This window comes from Parapedobacter tibetensis (genome assembly GCF_024704835.1).
Classification (GTDB): Bacteria; Bacteroidota; Bacteroidia; order Sphingobacteriales; family Sphingobacteriaceae; genus Parapedobacter; species Parapedobacter tibetensis.
Map to the genome: position 1 here is coordinate 184,596 of NZ_JAMXBE010000002.1, position 18,197 is coordinate 202,792.

Here is an 18,197-nt window from a genome sequence, read left to right on the forward strand (position 1 = left end):
CAGCGAAGCGCCCCGGATCCAGTCGGGAAGCAATAGGCTAACATCACTCGTCGCGCAGCGACTCCACCGGATTAGCCACCGCCGCCCGTATCGCCTGCCAGCTTACGGTAGCCAAGGCAATCACGACCGCCGCCAGCCCAGCCGTCGCAAACATCCACCATTGAATCTCTATACGGTAAGCAAAGTCGGTTAGCCAGTTGTTCATGATCCACCACGCAATGGGTGAGGCTACCACCACGGCAATCAAGACTAGTGTTACAAAATCCTTGGAAAGCAGTTTTACGATTCCGGATACCGAGGCTCCCAACACCTTGCGTATACCGATTTCTTTGGTTTTCTGCTGTGCGGTGAAAGCAGCTAACCCGAATAGACCCAAGCAAGCGATGACGATAGCGAGCGTCGAGAATACACCGGTCAATGTCGCGATACGCTGTTCTTCCGCAAACTTCCGGCCATAAGCCTCATCCACAAATGTGTATTCAAATGGATAATTGAGATTGAATTTATTGAATGCAGCTTCCACGATGGCGAGGTTTTCAGCCGTCGTCCGGTCGGGGTTCAACCGGATGTGCATATAACTAAAATAGCCCGCCGGTCCGTATACAACCAGCGGTTCGATGGCGTCGTAGGGCGATTGGAGGATAAAGTCTTTCACCACCCCAACCACATGCCACCGTTCTTCATAATCCTTCCCTGCACCGCGGACGAGCTCGGCACCCAGCGGATGCCCCAGCCCCATGCGCTTCACCGCCGTTTCATTGAGCAATACGGCGTTAGAGTCGGTCGGGAATTCGTAAATATCGATATCCCGTCCGGCAACCAATTCAACTTGCATGGTCTCCACGAAATCGGCATCACTGCTCAACCCCTCAAACACCAAGTCGTAGTCTTCCGGCTTGCTGTTGGGCCAGCTAAAGCCCCATCCGTTCGTGGTGTGCCGGGTTATCGGGCCAATTGTTTTGGTCACGGCGGTTGCTGCCCCCTTATCAAGCAAGTCCTGTTTGATGAGGGGGTAGTTTTTACGGGCCTCACCATTCAACGGCGCGTAGACCAGGTTATCTTTGTCGTATCCATTGTCGCGGTTTTGGACATATTCGATTTGCCTGTTGACAATCAGCGTGCAGCTGATCAGGGTAATCGAGAAGGTAAACTGCAGCACCACCAATACCTTCCGTGGGGTAAAGGCACTGCCAGTGGAGATGAAGGTGCCTTTCAAAGTCTTGACCGGTTGAAAACTGGAAAGGAAGAAAGCGGGGTAAACGCCAGCGACTATTCCAGTGAGTAAAAGAAACAGTGCGAAAAACAGCCAAAAAGCTGGGTGAATAGCCAAAAGCGATAAATCCCTGCCGATGAGTTCGTTGAATAACGGCAGGGCCGGTATGAGCAAAATCAAGGCTAGCACGCCTGCAATCACCGAAAGGAAGACTGATTCCGTTAAAAACTGGCCAACCAACGCGTTTCTCCTGGCGCCGACCACCTTTCTTACACCGACCTCCTTCGCCCGCTTTTCACTCCGGGCGGTACTCAGGTTGGTAAAATTGATGCAGGCCAACAAGAGGATGAACACACCGATAACGATGAATAGCCTGACCGTATTCATTCGGCCAGCCACCATTTGCCCGTTTTCAGATTTGTTGTACAGGTGCCATTTACTGGCCGGATGCAGGAAGATATGCGCCTTATTGGATGGATCAGTGTCGTGCCTGGCCACAAATGTCCGGATCTTTTCGTTGAATGTATTCAGCGCCACTTCGGGTCGGAGCAACACATACGTCTGGTGATTATAACTACTCCACGACCCAGACCCGTAATATACCATCCCGAGTGTTTTCTCCGCGAATAGCCAAGAGCAGAAATAGTCGACATCGCTGAATCGCGAATTTGCGGGAATATCCGCAATCACCGCACTCACCACTAAGGTACTTAGCGTGTCTAAAGCGATGGATTTTCCTATGACATCCGCCTTTCCGAAAAGCCGCCGTGCCAAGGATTCGGTTAGCACTACGTTGTTGGGCGAGGCTAGCGGATTGGCTTTATTGCCGGCGATGAATTTGAAATCAAACAATTGGAAAAATGATGAATCCGGCGCAATGCCACTGGGCGTGAATTTATGATCACCCACCCGAAAAACATACCGGCTACCCATGTTGGCTATCCGGGCCATGGCCTCCACTTCGGGATATTCTTCGGCTAGCGTCTGGCCGAGTATAGCGGCCGTTTGCCCCCAAGCATGCTTTTCCCCTTGAAATTCATCTGCGGTGAAAACTTCATAAAGCCTGTCTGTATGGCTATAGAAGCGATCATACGTCAGCTCGCTCTGTATCCATAAGGCAATAGCGGTCGCCGCCATCATGCCGATTGTCAATCCAATGATATTAATGAATGAAAATCCTTTATCGCGTTTTAAATTCCGCCAGGCAATTTTGAGGTGGTTTCCGATCATGGTTATTACCATCTCATTTTTTAAGCCAAAAATATAACGTATTGTTTGATAGTGGGTTAATACTATTTTCTTGGCAGGTAGTGTTCGATATCGAACACCTGTTGTCCAATAACGAACATCAGGCTAAACTATCATTCATCCCGCAGCGACTCTACCGGATTGGCTAATGCTGCCCGGATCGCTTGCCAGCTGATGGTAAGCACTGCAATCGCCAGCACCACCACCCCCGCTAGGGCAAACATCCACCACTCGATATCGATACGGTAGGCAAAACCTTCCAGCCATTTGTTCATCGCCCACCATGCAATGGGGGAGGCGACCGCCAGGGCAATCATCATCAGTTTAACGAAATCCTTAGAAAGCAGGGTTGCAATACCAGAGACAGACGCCCCCAATACCTTGCGGATACCGATTTCTTTGGTACGCTGTTGCACCCCTAATGAGATCAAACCAAATAGACCGAGGCAGCTGATGAGTATGGCCACGGATGCCGCTATCCAGATTAATTGTTGTTGGATGGATTCGGCAGCGTAGAGCTGTTCGATTTGGTTGTCAACGAATTGATATTGGAAAAGGCTGCCAGCATAACGGACTTTCCATTCCTCCTCCAGCTGGGAAACAAATGCTGCGACGTCTTGGCCATTGGTTTTGATGGCCAGTGACTGCATAAACTGTTCGTTATAGCCTAGTACGGTGGGCTCGATGGTTTGGCGCAACGTATGGATATTATAATTGCCCACTACGCCGACAATGATGCCCGGGTCGCCATCAATACCACCAAACACCAATGATTTTCCGACAACGTCCTGCAGGTTGTCGAAGCCCAATTGATTGGCCATACGTTCATTGATCAAATATTCATGTACCGCAGCCGTGGAGCGGATATTGCGCCCTGCTAATAGTTGGATACCGAATGCATGTACATACGCACTATCGGCGAATGTGGTTTTTGCCGACCAGGTTTCCCAATCCGGGCGGGTATCGAACCGTAGTGTTCCGCCCCGCTGGTCGTGGTTAGCGGGCGATCGGAAGCAATAGCTATAGGCAGTCACTCCCGGCTGTGCATCCAGGAACGAGCGCCAATGGCTATCATTGGCATGCCCTTTCGGTAAGGTCAGCATGATCACGGATTCCCTGTCAAAGCCAATGTCGGTTTGTTGTAAATAATGGACTTGGCGCATGATCACGATCGTAGCCAGTACCAGGCAAATGGAAAGCGTATTTTGGATAACCACCATAAGCCTCCGCCCCAATGGTTTCCCGAAACCAACCTGTTGCCGAATGGCTTGCAATGCATGGATCTTGCCAATCGTCCATGCCGGGTAAATTCCGGCTGCAAACCCAATGATCAACCAAGCGACAGCAGCTGAGATGATGAGTTGCAGTGTAGAAAATAGCAGTACCGGTTCCATCGGGAAGAGGTAGTTGTTGGCAAGGGGGATGGCGATAGCCACTAGGGCGATGCCAAAAAGGGTTGCCAATGCAGCAACGACTAGCGATTCGGTTATCAGCTGCATAAAAAGCTGCCAACGGCTACTGCCCAACACTTTGCGCGTGCCGAATTCGGAACTCCGCCGAGCATACTGAGCGATGGATAAATTGACGTAGTTGAGGAGCGCCATCAGCAAGACGGCCGTCCCGATGATTGCTAGGATAATAAGTAACGACTTTTGCATCGTTCCACCGTACCGCCCATTGAAATGCATATCCGTCAGCGGGAGTAAAGAAAATTTAAAGAGCTTTCCGGTTTCTTCGCCAAAGGTATCCAAGGTCATTGCCCGCAAGGTTTTTTCCACTTGCGCTGTTGTTGTTCCTTCAGCAAGACTGATATAGACTTGGTTGGTCGAATTGAGGTACCCCCAATCGCTGAAAAAGCCGTCTTCCAACCCGGTTAGTACGTTTTTGATGGATGATTCCGAGATGTAGAACGCGTTTTTCAGGCTGGTATTGGAAGGTTCATCGGCCAAAACACCCACCACCTTAAGCGGCACTTCGCCCACCGAAATTAGCGCGCCCATCGGATCTTTGCTGCCAAAGAACCTAGCGGCTGTAGAAGCCGTCAATACGACGGTGTTGGGCTGGTTCAGCGCTTCGGGCTTGCCTGCCAACCAATGGTAATCAAAGAGGTTGAACCAATCTGAAGCAGCGAAAGCACCTTTTTTTTCCGAGTCAAATAGCTGTCCGTTTACGCGGATGGTCAGGTCTTGATTGATCATGGCGAAGGCCGCTTGATCCACCCCCGCTACGTTGGTTTTCAACGCTTCGTAGATGGCATAGGAAGCCCCTTCATTATAAGATGTCTCCTCCAATAATAGGTCTGACACCAGCTTGTAGGTGTGCTGAGCCCGATTATGGTAATTGTCGTAACTGTTATGAAAGGTGATGTACCGATAAATAAATAACCCGCATCCGATAGCCACACCGAGCCCGATGATATGAAGAGCCGTATACCTAAAGTTCCTGCCTAGGCTTCGCAACGTAGTTTTGAGGTGGTTTATCTTCATTTTTTAGCCATTAACTGCCCGACCGCCAATCTTCCGCCTGGACCAAGTTAACAATTTTCTGATTATTCATCCCGCAACGACTCCACCGGATTGGCGCGATTTGCTTTCGTGCATAATCCAATAATCAATCCGTAAGCGAGTACAAAGACCAACAAGCAAACCAGTAAGTAAGCGCCTACATCTTGGCTTATCCGGTATGCATAGCCTTCCAACCATTTGTTGGCCATCCAATAGGTAATTGGCCAGGCAATGAGGTTGGCCAAAATGATGAGGCGGGTATAGTCCTTCATAAACAGCAAGGTAAGGTGTCTGAGTTCCGCCCCGAGCACCTTTCTTACAGCGATTTCTCTCCTGCGCTTGGCCAGCGTGAAGCTCACGATGCCGAATATACCCAGCGCAATAATCAAGAAATTCAACGTCGTAGCCACATCCGCCGCCCGTTTCAGCTGGAGCTCAGATTGGTACAGGGAGGCAAATTGGTCGTCCATGAAGCTAAATTCAAACGGCGCGTCGGGTACTAATTTCTCCCATTGTTGCTTGATAAGCGGGATGGTTTCAGCCATATTTGTCCCGTTCAGTTTTAACGAGAGGAAGCGGTAGGAAAGCCAGTCCTGCACGTGGAAGAACGCAAGGGGTTTGATTTGCTCTTGCAAGCTGGAATAGTTGTAGTCTTTGACCACCCCCGCGATGGTGACCTCGTCGCCTGACGAAGGTGGCCGCAGTTTTTGATTGACCGCTGTTTCCGGTGTTAACCCCAACGCCCTCACTGCCGATTCGTTCAGTACCACCTGGTTGGGGATATGGCCACCAGATTGCGAAAAGCAGGTGCCGGCGAGTACCGTCATCCCAAACGTATGGGCATAGTCCTGATCAACCCCGATGGAGTGAATCATCGTTACGGGGCTATCGCCTGTGGCCAACATGAACCCGAATGCATTTGGCGGTTGGCGCTTAGGCACCTCAAACGACAGCGAAGCGCTTTCCACGGCCGCTAGCTCGGTGAGCGCGTGCTTTACTTCCATCATTTTTTGCACGCCGGTGGCATCCCATCGTTTCGGGAACGCGGTGATGACCATTACCTGGTCTTTGCTGTAGCCGATGTCTTTCGAGAAGATGTAGCCCACCTGGCGCGATACAATCAGCGTGCCGATAAACACCGCAATACCTAAGGTAAACTGGACGGTCAACATCGTTTTACGAAGGGTAAGATTGCCCACGGCGGTATCGATCTTCCCTTTTACGGCAGCGGTAACCGGCGACGAGCTAAGCCGGAAGGCAGGGTAAATACCTGCCAAAAGACCGGTAATCAGCACGAGTGCCGATAGGCCTGCATATGCCGCCCATCCGAAATCGAATACGGAATCCAATTGGGTGTTTAAAATTTCGTTAAAAACGGGTCGCAGCAGTTGGTAAAGCGGCAGGGAGAGCAGTGCAGCAAGCGCGGTAAGGAATAGGGCCTCACCGAGAAACTGGATAACCAGCTGTTGCTTGGCGCCGCCGAATACTTTGCGCAGGCCGATCTCTTTAAGCCGCTGTGATGATGTAACGATGCTGATATTGACGAAGTTGATAACCGCCATCAGCAGGATGAACAGCGCTGATAACGACAGGATGGTGATCATTCGGCGGGCTGCGCCGCCGTTGTCATTGAGGTAATAGTCTTTCACCGGTGCCAGCTCAACGGTTAGGTTTTGCTGGATGTTTTCCGGCGTATATTTGGCAAGCACCTGCTGGCAGGGTACCACCAGATCGGCCGGTGTGACGCCTGGCTGAAGTTGGACCATGCCCATCTCGAAGGGATTGTCCCAACCGGACGCCGGATCTTCAAATCCGAAGTACATATTGCCTTCCGTGGGCACGAATACCGAATAACCGTCGTCTACCAGGTGCGTAACCGAATTATAGGGGATATCTGCAATTACTGCAGAAACGTGATAATCTTGCTTTTCACCTTGCACGGTGGTGTGGACGCTAATGGTTTCATTTATGGCGTCTTTTTTCCCAAACAGTTTGAGCGCCATACTTTCGGTGATGACGGCGGATTGGTTGTTGGGGAAGGGGCGGTCGGCATTGCCATAGCTAACCGGAAAGCCATACATCCGGATAAAGGAGGTATCACCGATGGCAATATCCTCCACAAAGTGCTTATCGCCTGCGGAGACAACATTATTTACCGGGTTGTACCGGTAATAGTCGGCCACTAACGATGGGTATTCTTCACGCAGCGTCTTGGCCAATGGTCCCAAGGTTGTGATATCCAGCCCGAGCCCTTCGGTTTTCCAGTTGCTTTTGACCATGTATTGATCATCGACGTTTCGGAGCGAGCGGTTGATGCTGTACTGATTGAGTACATACATACCCACTACCATCGTGAAGGTGAGACCAATGGTAAGGCAGAAAACATGAATGAACGAAAACAGCTTGTGTTTTGATAGGTAGCGCCAGCCTGTTTTGAAATAGTTCTTAATCATTCTTTAGACATTTAGCTGTGAGACAATAAGCACTAATCAGTCAGTCCTTGCTCTTTATTACTTTTATTTTTGTTCTATATAATCCCCAATTCCCTCTTCCTACCTCCACTGTTTTAGCCTGTTGCGAAGACGGCCTAGGATACAGTAGCGAAGCGCCCTGAATCAAGACGACGCGCAACAGGCTAAAACTAAAACATCACTCATCCCGCAACGAGTCAACCGGATTGGCTACCGCCGCCCGGATGGCCTGCCAGCTCACCGTGAGCAGCGCGATCACCACCGCCGCCAATCCTGACACGGCAAACATCCACCATTGGATGTCGATGCGGTAGGCAAAATCTTCCAGCCATCGGTTCATCGCCCACCAGGCAATGGGGGAGGCGATAACCACGGCGATCAGTACCAGCTTGACAAAACCGGTTGAAAGTAGGTAGACCACGTTGCTTACGGAGGCACCCAATACCTTTCGCACGCCAATTTCTTTTACCCGTTGTCCGGTCATGAATGCCGCAAGGCCGAACAGCCCCAAGCACGATATGGTAAGGGCCAACACGGCGAAGCATGTGGCGAGCTTGCTTACCAGCTGTTCACTTTGGTACAGTTTGGAAAATTCCCAGTCAGAAAATTGGTAAGTGAATGGAATAGTAGGATTTAACTTCTCACCAAGTTGCTTCAGACTCTTCAGTGCAGGGGCAATCTGTCCAGGGGCAATCCGGACGAGAATAGTGCCCCAACCCCAGTTTTCGTCCAGCCGCACAATTAACGGCTCTATAGTATGGTGCATTGAATTGAAATGGAAGTCTTCGAGTACACCAACGACCTGACCTTGTCGCCCATCCCATTCCAATGGCTGTCCGAGCGGCTGTTGGAACCCCATGGCGTTCGCTGCAGTCTCATTGATGAGAAAGGACGCGGTATCAGCTCCGAACGCTGGGGAAAAATCACGCCCCGCTTTCAGACGGAGACGCATAGTCCTGACAAAATCGTATCCAACCACCGCATCAGTGAAGGACAAGGTTGTGCCCGGAGGCTTGCCTGGCCAGGTAACACCCCAAGTGTGGTGTTCAATATAAGTGGGCGAATTGCGCATTTTTGATATGGAAAGGATACCGGGCATGGTAGCGGCCTGCGTCTTAAATAAGTCATAACGTGTGACAAGGTCACCCTCTATTGGGATGTACAATAGGTTACTGCGTTCATAGCCAATGTTGGCATGTTGAATGAAGGCCATCTGCCGCTGGAACACCAGCATCGCTGCTATAAGGATAATTGAAAGGCTGAATTGGAAAACCACTAAACCTTTCCTGAAAAATGCCCCGCCCTTAGCGGTTTTTTCCTTCAACGCCTGCAAGGGATTTAACGATGAAAGATATAGTGCCGGATAACTGCCTGAAAATAGCCCAACAATAAGCCATATACCAAACAATCCAAGCCAAAACTTGACCGTGGAAACCGGTATGAAAAGTTGTTTGCCCGTAAGTTCTTGGAATAACGGCAGGAGAGCAAATAGCAGCAGCAGGGAAATCGTGATTGAAACAGCTGTTAATGATAAGGCTTCCAACAGGTAACGGAAAGCCAATGATGCGCGACTAGCACCGATGGTTTTGAGTAACCCCACCTCCTTGGCCCGTTTCACTGCACCCGCGGTTGCTAGGTTCATGAAATTGATAGAGGCTATTACCAAAATGAAGATAGCAAGTATCGAGAATAGTCGCACGTACGCTACACGTCCACCGCTGGGGTAGCCATTTTTAAACATGCCATTCAGGTATCGGCTGGGATATGATTGCATGGCCAATTCTTGTTTTACCCCTTCTTGGCGGTCGATATACTGATACAGGAAGTCCTTAATCTTTCCCTCTACCTGCGCCGGATTGGCACCGGGCTTCAGGAGGATAAACGTGGCAGGCGAGGCATTCCCCCAGCGGCTGGCCCAGGCGTTTTGAGCCATGAAAGGTGCCCAGCTGCGCAAAAAATCAAACTGCTGGGAAGAATGCGGCGGCAAATCTTCAAAGACGGCAGTCACGCGCAATTCTTCCCGGGCTTCGAGGTTGATTGTCTGCCCCATTACCTTTTCGGGACTTCCGAAAAAGTAGGACGCCATCTTCCGCGAAATCGCGATGCCGTCGGGCGTTGACAGGGCCGTGGCTTTGTGGCCCAATAGCAGGGGGTAGGTAAACATAGAGAGGAAGTCATCACCAACGTGGAAACCGAGCATCTTGCCCGTTTTTTCACCCGTCTTCAAATTGCTGCTGGTGCCCGGTGCTGCGATGTATTCAAATCCGCTGGTCAAAGCGATTTCAGGCACCTTGTTTTTGAGCTCCTGTGCCAGCAACCCCTGTGTTGCAAAGCTTGCTTCCACTTTTCCTTCATAAAAGTTGCGGCTGTATACCTGGAAAAGCCGATCGCCCTGCTCGTGGAAATTATCCACACGCCGTTCATCCTGCACCCACAGCAGGATAAAAAGGCTGGCGCAAATCCCAATCGCCAACCCAGCAATATTGAGCAATGAAAATGCCCGATCCTTCATCAGGTATCGCCAAACCGTTTTGAAATAATTCTTTATCATTCCTTTTTGCTTATTTGCTAACTCGCCCATTCGTTTATTCGTCCGAGCGCCCAAAGCGAATTAACGCATATGCACATCCGCGAATAGGCGCAAAAATAAAATCATTCATCCCGCAAACTATCCACCGGATTGGCCACCGCTGCTTTGATCGCCTGAAAGCTGACCGTCAGCAGTGCAATGACCACCGCCACTAACCCAGCCACGGCAAACACCCACCACTGGATTTCGATGCGGTAAGCAAAATCCTGCAACCATTGGTTCATCGCCCACCAGGCTATGGGTGAGGCGATGACCAAGGCAAACAATACAAGTTTTACAAAATCTTTTGACAGCAGCTGCACAATGCCGGCAACGGATGCTCCAAGCACTTTCCTGATACCTATTTCCTTGGTGCGCTGTTCGGTAGTAAAGGCCGCCAAACCAAATAATCCAAGGCAAGCAATCATAATGGCCAATACCGCAAAACACGTAAAAATGGTTCCGGTGCGCTGCACACTTTCGTACATGTTGGCATAGCTTTCATCCAGAAAGGTAAAGCGGATAGCCTGATTGGGTGAAAATTCCTTCCAAAGGGCAGAAATATCAGCAACGGTCTCCGCCATCTGCTGCCCGTTCAGCTTCACCGCCATCATGGTTGGGCTGTTGCCCAGCGCGAGGACTACGCCACCCACCTCATCGCGCATGGATTCAAAATTGAAGTCTTCCACCACGCCAACGACCAGGATATCCTTTTCACCGTTGGTAATGCGTTTGCCAACGGGGTTTTCCAGGTTCAGCAATTTGGCCATCTTTTGGTTGATGATTGCAGCGTCTGCATCAGTTGCCAGCTGCCCATTAAAATTACGCCCGTCGACAAGTTGAATGCCCAATGTAGGGAGATAGTTTTCGTCGACTTTCCAGTGCTGTCCTGCAGCACCTGCTTCTTCACCGACCTGCCCCGTATTCCAAAAGCGATTGCCATTCCGTTTTACGCCATCCATCTGCACGGGCAGGTAATCGCCTACCGTGACCTGCTGCACTTCGGCAAGCTTTTCCAATTCGTCTTTCAGCGTCTGTGCCTGATCGCCCAGCGTGTGTGTACCCTGAATCACCATCACTTGATTTTTGTCAAATCCGATTTTTTTGCTCAAAATAAATTGCATCTGGCTGTTGATGATCAGCGTACCCACAATCAAAATAATGGAGGTAGTAAACTGGAATACCACCAATCCATTGCGGAGCAGCGGATTTTTGGCGCCCTGACTCAATTGGCCTTTTAACACCTGGGCCGGACGGAATCCCGATAAGTAGAAGGCGGGATATAGACCAGCAATTAATCCGACAACCACCACGGATAACCCAATGACGGGAAACAGCCACGGGCTGGTCCATGGAAATACCAGCTGCTTGCCGGCGAGTTGATTGAATAAAGGCAGGAAAAGCCAGGCCAGTGCAACGCCCAGCACAATAGACAAAAAGCTATATAGTGTGGATTCCGTGAGGAATTGCCGAATGAGCCCGCTGCGATAAGAACCGACCACCTTGCGCAGGCCGATCTCCTTGGCACGGCTGGCTGATTTGGCCGTGGATAAGTTAATGAAATTAATGCAGGCAATCAGCAGGATAAACCCGGCAATGCCGCCAAACAGCCATATAAACCGGACATCGCCGTTGTTTTCGTCGGTAGCGCTATAGTTACGGATATCATGTGAATGGAGGTGGATAGCGGATAAAGGCTGAAAAGATATCTTTAAGGATTTTATTAACCACTCGGGAACCTGTACCCCAGCAGCCTTTGATTGCGGAATATGATAGTTTTCCATCACGTCTGCCGTTAATTTTTTTTGCAGCTGGTCCAAATTCGCACCTTCCCGGATTTTAAAGTAGGTGACGTAATTGTTAGACAGCCAGTCGGTCTGTTCTCCTGGTTGAAACGGCTCCCCTGCCAGCGAAAGAAAAAAATCAAAACCATAAAGATGCGAGTTGTTAGGGATATCTTCTAGCACACCTTTAACGGTATAGGGCTTTGTCTTATCGTTGTTCAGATAGATCACCTTGCCGATCGGGTTGCCTTCCCGAAAATACTTGGTCGCCTTTGACTTAGTTAGCACCACCGTATTGGGTTCATCGAGCATATGCCAAGGATCGCCATGGACAACCGGCAATTGCAGCACATCCATTAGTCCCTGGTCAGCATAGGTAATTCCCTCTTCATACAGGCTCTCCGGATTATCTGTGGTTGAAATCTGGTTGCTTCCTGCGCCGAATAAAGAGCTGGGCAGTATTCTCCCTGCTTCGTCAATCTCCGGGAAGTTGGCGTTCATGGTTTTCGCAAACGGTGCAGGAAAAGACGTTTGTTTTCGTAGATTTCCTTGGTCGTCAACCGCCGACATCACTGCCCGGTACAGCTGATCCGCATCGGGATACGATCGATCGTAGCTGGTCTCGTGCAGGATAAATAAAGTGATCAATATACAGGCCGCGACGCTAAACGCGAGGCCCCCGATTTTAATTGCGGAATATAACTTGTGTTTCACCAGGCTACGCCAAGCGATTTTGAGGTTATTTTTCAACATATTGTCTGTTCTTTATCGGTGTTTCAGCTACCCGCCAGCTGGCAGGTGGTTTTATCATTTTTCTTAGTGTTCAGTGAATCTGTGGTCAGGGTTCAGTGACCGGTCACTCATCCCTCAATGAATTCACCGGATTAGCCACCGCAGCCTTAATGGCTTGGAAGCTCACCGTGAGCAAGGCAATCAATACGGCCGTTAATCCAGCCACGGCAAACACCCACCATGTGATGTCGATGCGGTAAGCGAAATCTTCTAGCCACTTATCCATGCCCCACCATGCGATGGGTGAGGCAATGAGGATAGCTACCAACACAAGTTTTATGAAATCTTTGGAAAGGAGCCTGACGATGCCATTCACACTGGCTCCAAGCACTTTCCTGATGCCTATTTCCTTGGTACGTTGTTCGGTAGTGAAGGCCGCCAAACCAAATAATCCAAGGCAAGCAATCATAATGGCCAATACCGCGAAACAAGTAAAGATGGTTCCTGTTCGTTGCACACCTGCATACATATTGGCGTAACTTTGATCCAGAAAGGTGAACTGGAAAGTCTGATCCGGAGCAAACTTCTTCCAGAGCGCCGAGATGTCAGCAATCGTCTCCTTCACGTCCCGCCCACCTAGCTTGATGGCCATCATGGTCGGGCTGTTGCCCAATACCAGGCATAAACCGCCGACCTCATCCTTCATCGACTCAAAATTAAAATCCTCCACCACGCCAATGACTACCATTTTCTTCCATCCATTCGTAATCCGTGCGCCAATGGGGTTATTTAGGTTTAACGCTTTGGCAAGACTTTCGTTGATGATAGCGGTTTCGGAATCGGTGGCCATTTCCTTGCTGAAGTTACGCCCTTCATGGAGCTGGATACCCAATGTAGCGAGGTAGTCTTCATCAACCTGCCAGTACTGCCCGCCAACCGAGTTATCTTCGGTTACTTTCCCTTCTTTCCAAAACGGATTGCCATTTCGCTTTACGCCACCCATGCGCACAGGAATATAGTCGCTTACCGATACCTGTCGCACGTCCGGAATGTTGCGGATTTCATCTTTCAGGGTCTGTACCTGCTCACCCAACGTGTGGGTGCCTTGGACGATCATCACCTGATCTTTATCAAAGCCAACTTTTTTGTTGAGGATAAAATGCATCTGGTTGTTGATGATCAGTGTACCGACGATGAGGATAATGGAGGTGGTAAATTGAAACACCACTAAACCGTTACGCAATACGGGGTTCTTGACACCCCGGCTCAATTGGCCTTTAAGCACCTGTATCGGGCGGAATCCCGATAAGTAAACCGCTGGGTAAAGCCCAGCGAGCAGCCCAATCCCAATAGCCGATAATACGATTATGGGAAATAGCCAAATATTTGCCCAAGGAAAGACGAGGTGCTTATCGGCGAGCAGGTTAAAGAGCGGCAGAAACAACCAAGCCAACAGCACACCCAAGACAATAGACAAGAGGCTGTATAGCATGGATTCGGAGAGGAACTGGGAAATCAAACCACTTCGATAGGATCCAACCACTTTCCGCAGCCCCACCTCTTTCGCCCGGCTCGCTGATTTGGCTGTGGATAGGTTAATGAAGTTGATGCAGGCGATCAACAGGATAAATCCTGCGATACCACCAAATAGCCAAACGAAGCGGATATCTCCTCTGCGATCCATATGATAATCATGAATATCTGATGAATGCAGGTGGATTGCGGTAATCGGTTGGAGTGTTAACCTAGCCGTTTTCATATATGCTGGAACTGGTCTTCCCGTTGCTTTTATTGCTGGAATCAAGTAGTTGTTCAGCACATTTTCGGTCATTTTTTGCTCAAGCAGGTTCAGATCTGTACCCGCCCTGATTTTAAAATAGGTTACATAATTGCTAGCCAGCCAGTTGGTCTGCTCACCATCATAGAAATGAACCCCCGATAAGGTGAGGAAAAAATCATAACCGTATAAATGGGAAGTGGTCGGAATATCCTCGATCACAGCTTTCACGGTATAAGGTTTACTTTTGTTGTTGTTGAGGTAGATCGCCTTGCCTATCGGATTACCTTCTGGGAAGTATTTCTCAGCCTTTGAAGCTGACAGCACTACGGTGTTGGGTTCGTCCAAAGCATGTTGCATATTGCCGTGGATGACGGGAAATTGCAATATGTCCAGCAGCTCTTGATCGGCATAGGTAATCCCGTCCTCATTCATGCTTTCGGGATGGTCATCAGTAGACACTTGATTGCTTCCGGCCCCGAAGAGCGGATTAGGGAGTAAGCGAGCCGCCTGTTCGATTTCTGGGAAGTCGGCTTTAAGTGCTTCGGCCATTGGTGCTTCGAATGCCGTGAATTTCAACAGATTGCCTTGTTCATCGGTGTTGGTGCCCACCACTCGGTAAAGTTGGCTAACATCGGGATAGGCTTTATCATAACTAGTCTCGTGGATGATAAACAGCGCAATCAATATGCAGGCGGCAATGCTGAAGGCAAAACCTCCTATTTTAATTGCGGAATATAACTTGTGTTTCACCAGGCTACGCCAAGCGATTTTAAAGTGGTTGTTCAGCATCTTGTTTGTTTTTATGGTGCTTGATCTACCCTGATATGCATTGGGACCGAAAGTTTAATACAGCAATTGCGCCAAAAGTTTAATATGCTTATATTCAGCACATTATATGAAATAAGGGCATGGCAAGTGTTCGATTCCGAACACTTGCTGTTCAGATGCGGACAGTTTAGGCCAATCCTTATTTCTTACAGATTATAAATACCAGTTTTTAGGTATTGTTGTTTAGCATAACTTAAGTAGTTTTGCCACGGTTTATTTTATTTATGTATTACTTATTGACTATACTATTATGCAGATCAAACGCTTTTTAATCGTAGCGATGTTATTTTTAATCATCCCAGCCGTATTTCAGTCTTGCGGAAAGGATGATACCGAACCGGAGCAAAATACGGATGAAACGCCAGGCAACATACCGGGGATGGGCGAGGCTGAGGGTAGCCCAGAAGGCGATTTGTTCAAATTACCAGAGGGAATCCGCCTGACTGGATCCATGATTGGGATCGATTGCAATGATGGAGACGAACTTGGGAGTGGGATAAATGTTACGGTTTGTATAAAACTTTACAATGAAAAAAGTGAAAATGTTGAATTAAACTTACCTACAGGATTGGTGTTTGTATGTGACGACGCCAGTTATCAAAACGGCATGCTATTACAAGGGACAAAAATTATTTTGCCCGGTAAAACCAATACGAATTTTACCCTATTTTTATATTGTATCAATGCCGCGCGGGGCTCGTCAGATTCGGATGCCATTTTTCAATTTGGCCCCGTTACAAAGAGCGCGCTAATCAAGGAATTGGCGGATTTGATCAGCACTAAAAAAATAAATTTAGCAGAATATCAAGGAGAAACATTGGGGTATTATGAAGCAGTAAGCGCAGTACAGTCAGCTGTATGGAGCATAACCGATTCGCCTGATGGATTAACGGATTATGATCGGGAAGCAATCGCCCAGCTTCCTAATAAATAGTGGATAATCAAGGCCAAGACTGAGTGGGCGCATGTAGCCCATTCAGTCTTGAGAATGATTTCCAAAGCTCACTCATGTCCTTCGGTAGCGTCGACAAATCTCGGGATCCACTTAACCTAAAATGATTTTCGCGCGGTCATCAAGAAAGGGTTTTCGATGTGTTCACGCTGATTCTGCAAAATCATTTCAGCTATGCTAATACCCATCTGATGGAAATCCGGGCTGATGGTGGTAATTCCGTCAGCAACAATGCTTTTAAGCGGCGTCTCATGGTAGGAAATAACGCCCAACTCTTGCCCTAACTCCCACCCTTTTTCTTTGGCATATAACACTAGTCGCACAAGGTCATTATCATCCATTACCAAGCATAAGTCTCCTAAGTTTGGCTCAAACGTCGCGGTATTGCGGATGACCTGCGCCTTAAATTTTGAAAGCTTGAAAAACCGTTCAAATCCTTTGATTACATCATAGTTCCGCATATTCCCTGAAAATAGCAGAAAAATACGCCTATACCGGAGCAACTTCCCCGCAACAGATTCTAAAAAAGCGTAGATATCTTTTTCGTAATTCTGGCAAACCCCAGGGTAACGTTTACCGAACTCCTTTAAGCCGGTATCCAAAATAAATAGGTTGCGCTGGTCCAACCGCTTTAATACCGATTCCGTCCGCTTGTGGATTTCAGGCATGATTACAAACGTATTGTAATGCGAAGTATGATTCTGTATCAAGGTTTCGAAAACCTCAATGTTATGGTGATGGAAGTAAATATCCACCAAAGCATGGTTTTTCAGTTTACTTGTGAAAGCACTGTAAAATATTTCGCGGTAGGGATTATAGGTACTCATCAGCAAAAAGATGTTTCGCTTGCTGGTTTGGCGGGTATTGATTACAAAATATCCCTTACCCGGAATGGAATCGATGATGCCCGCTGTTCGCAACTCATTGTAGGCTTTGAATATTGACCCTCTAGCAATGGAAAATTGAGCAGCAATGGCATTCACAGATGGAATAAGAGCTCCCTGTTGCAAATGGCCATCAGCTATTGCCTGCTGTATTGATTCAACAATCTGCCGGTAGATGGGAGTCGATAAATCACTATCGATTTTGATAAGTTGTTGTCCTTCCTTGGTTGTATCCATTCGATATTAATCTGTTGCAAGGTAAATAATTATTGAATCATTTGCATAATAAAAAACAATTTATAGATTTGTACTAGTATATACTGGTACATATAACACACAGTTAACAATTTAGTCATATCCAACCCGCAATTTTACATGGAATTTGAAAAAACAACAGAGCAGCCCTCGCTATACAAGCATTTAGAAAAAATGAGCACCTTAGAGATACTCGCGAATATCAATAAAGAAGATAAAACAGTCCCTTTCGTTATTGAACGGGTTATACCAAATATTAGCAGCTTGATAGATGTGATAAAAGAAAACATGCTTGCAGGAGGACGCCTATTTTATATTGGTGCTGGCACAAGTGGCAGGCTTGGCGTACTCGATGCAAGTGAATGCCCGCCTACATATGGTGTTTCCCCTTCATTGGTAGTAGGTATTATGGCTGGCGGCGATCAAGCGTTGCGCTATGGCATCGAAGATGCGGAGGATAGCGAGGAAGCAGGATGGGCAGATCTACAGCAACATATGCTCACTACAAAAGACGTGGTAATCGGTATAGCTGCCAGCGGTACTACACCCTATGTAATTGGAGCATTGCGGATGGCCCAGAAAGCCGGATTAGTTACCGGATGTATTGTATGCAACGTTGGTTCGCCTATAGCTCGTTATGCAGATCATCCTATTGAAGTGATCGTAGGCCCAGAGTTTGTATCCGGTAGTACCCGCATGAAAAGCGGAACGGCACAGAAGCTGATACTCAATATGATCTCTACTGCGGTCATGATTGGTATTGGATTGGTAGAGGATAATCAAATGGTAAACATGCAGATAAGCAATAAAAAGCTCATCGATAGAGGGGTAAGAATGCTTATGAAACAAGCGGGGATTAATGATTATGAGTTGGCGAAATCGGCATTGCTCAAGCATGGTAGTGTGAAACTGGCGATGCAGGATTTTATCAAAAACTAAGGGAGTCATAGCTGAAGTGCTAGGTTGCTGATCATCGA

9 protein-coding genes are annotated in these 18,197 nt (G+C 48.3%); 2 read left to right on the forward strand and 7 right to left on the reverse strand.

Annotation, left to right across the window (positions count from 1 at the left end; genetic code table 11):
- Positions 1–43 precede the first annotated feature (43 nt).
- The 6 genes from NF543_RS03445 to NF543_RS03470 all read right to left on the reverse strand — a co-directional run bounded on the left by NF543_RS03445 (position 44) and on the right by NF543_RS03470 (position 15,090).
- The gene (locus NF543_RS03445) at positions 44–2,443 is read right to left on the reverse strand and encodes an ABC transporter permease (RefSeq protein ID WP_257666707.1); all 2,400 of its coding nucleotides are present in this window, start codon (positions 2,441–2,443) and stop codon (positions 44–46) included.
- A gap of 131 nt (positions 2,444–2,574) precedes the next feature.
- A complete protein-coding gene (locus NF543_RS03450) occupies positions 2,575–4,947 on the reverse strand; it encodes an FtsX-like permease family protein (RefSeq protein ID WP_257666708.1) in 2,373 nt (790 codons plus the stop codon).
- A gap of 62 nt (positions 4,948–5,009) precedes the next feature.
- The gene (locus tag NF543_RS03455) at positions 5,010–7,418 is read right to left on the reverse strand and encodes an ABC transporter permease (protein WP_257666709.1); all 2,409 of its coding nucleotides are present in this window, start codon (positions 7,416–7,418) and stop codon (positions 5,010–5,012) included.
- A gap of 196 nt (positions 7,419–7,614) precedes the next feature.
- Positions 7,615–9,987 carry an ABC transporter permease gene (locus tag NF543_RS03460; protein WP_257666710.1) on the reverse strand — a complete coding sequence of 791 codons (2,373 nt, stop codon included), beginning with the start codon at positions 9,985–9,987 and terminating at the stop codon, positions 7,615–7,617.
- Positions 9,988–10,088: 101 nt separating this feature from the next.
- A complete protein-coding gene (locus tag NF543_RS03465; protein WP_257666711.1) occupies positions 10,089–12,542 on the reverse strand; it encodes an ABC transporter permease in 2,454 nt (817 codons plus the stop codon).
- A gap of 103 nt (positions 12,543–12,645) precedes the next feature.
- Positions 12,646–15,090 carry an ABC transporter permease gene (locus tag NF543_RS03470; protein ID WP_257666712.1) on the reverse strand — a complete coding sequence of 815 codons (2,445 nt, stop codon included), beginning with the start codon at positions 15,088–15,090 and terminating at the stop codon, positions 12,646–12,648.
- 289 nt (positions 15,091–15,379) lie between these two features.
- On the opposite strand from NF543_RS03470, the gene NF543_RS03475 reads away from it, so the two are divergent.
- Positions 15,380–16,063 carry a hypothetical protein gene (locus tag NF543_RS03475; RefSeq protein WP_257666713.1) on the forward strand — a complete coding sequence of 228 codons (684 nt, stop codon included), beginning with the start codon at positions 15,380–15,382 and terminating at the stop codon, positions 16,061–16,063.
- 116 nt (positions 16,064–16,179) lie between these two features.
- Here NF543_RS03475 and NF543_RS03480 read toward each other — a convergent pair whose 3' ends face one another.
- Positions 16,180–17,202, reverse strand: a complete 1,023-nt coding sequence (locus NF543_RS03480; RefSeq protein WP_257666714.1) for a GntR family transcriptional regulator — start codon at positions 17,200–17,202, stop codon at positions 16,180–16,182.
- Positions 17,203–17,340: 138 nt separating this feature from the next.
- On the opposite strand from NF543_RS03480, the gene murQ reads away from it, so the two are divergent.
- Positions 17,341–18,159: an N-acetylmuramic acid 6-phosphate etherase gene (gene murQ / locus NF543_RS03485; protein ID WP_257666715.1), complete on the forward strand. Its 819-nt coding sequence runs from the start codon at positions 17,341–17,343 to the stop codon at positions 18,157–18,159.
- Positions 18,160–18,197: the final 38 nt, after the last annotated feature.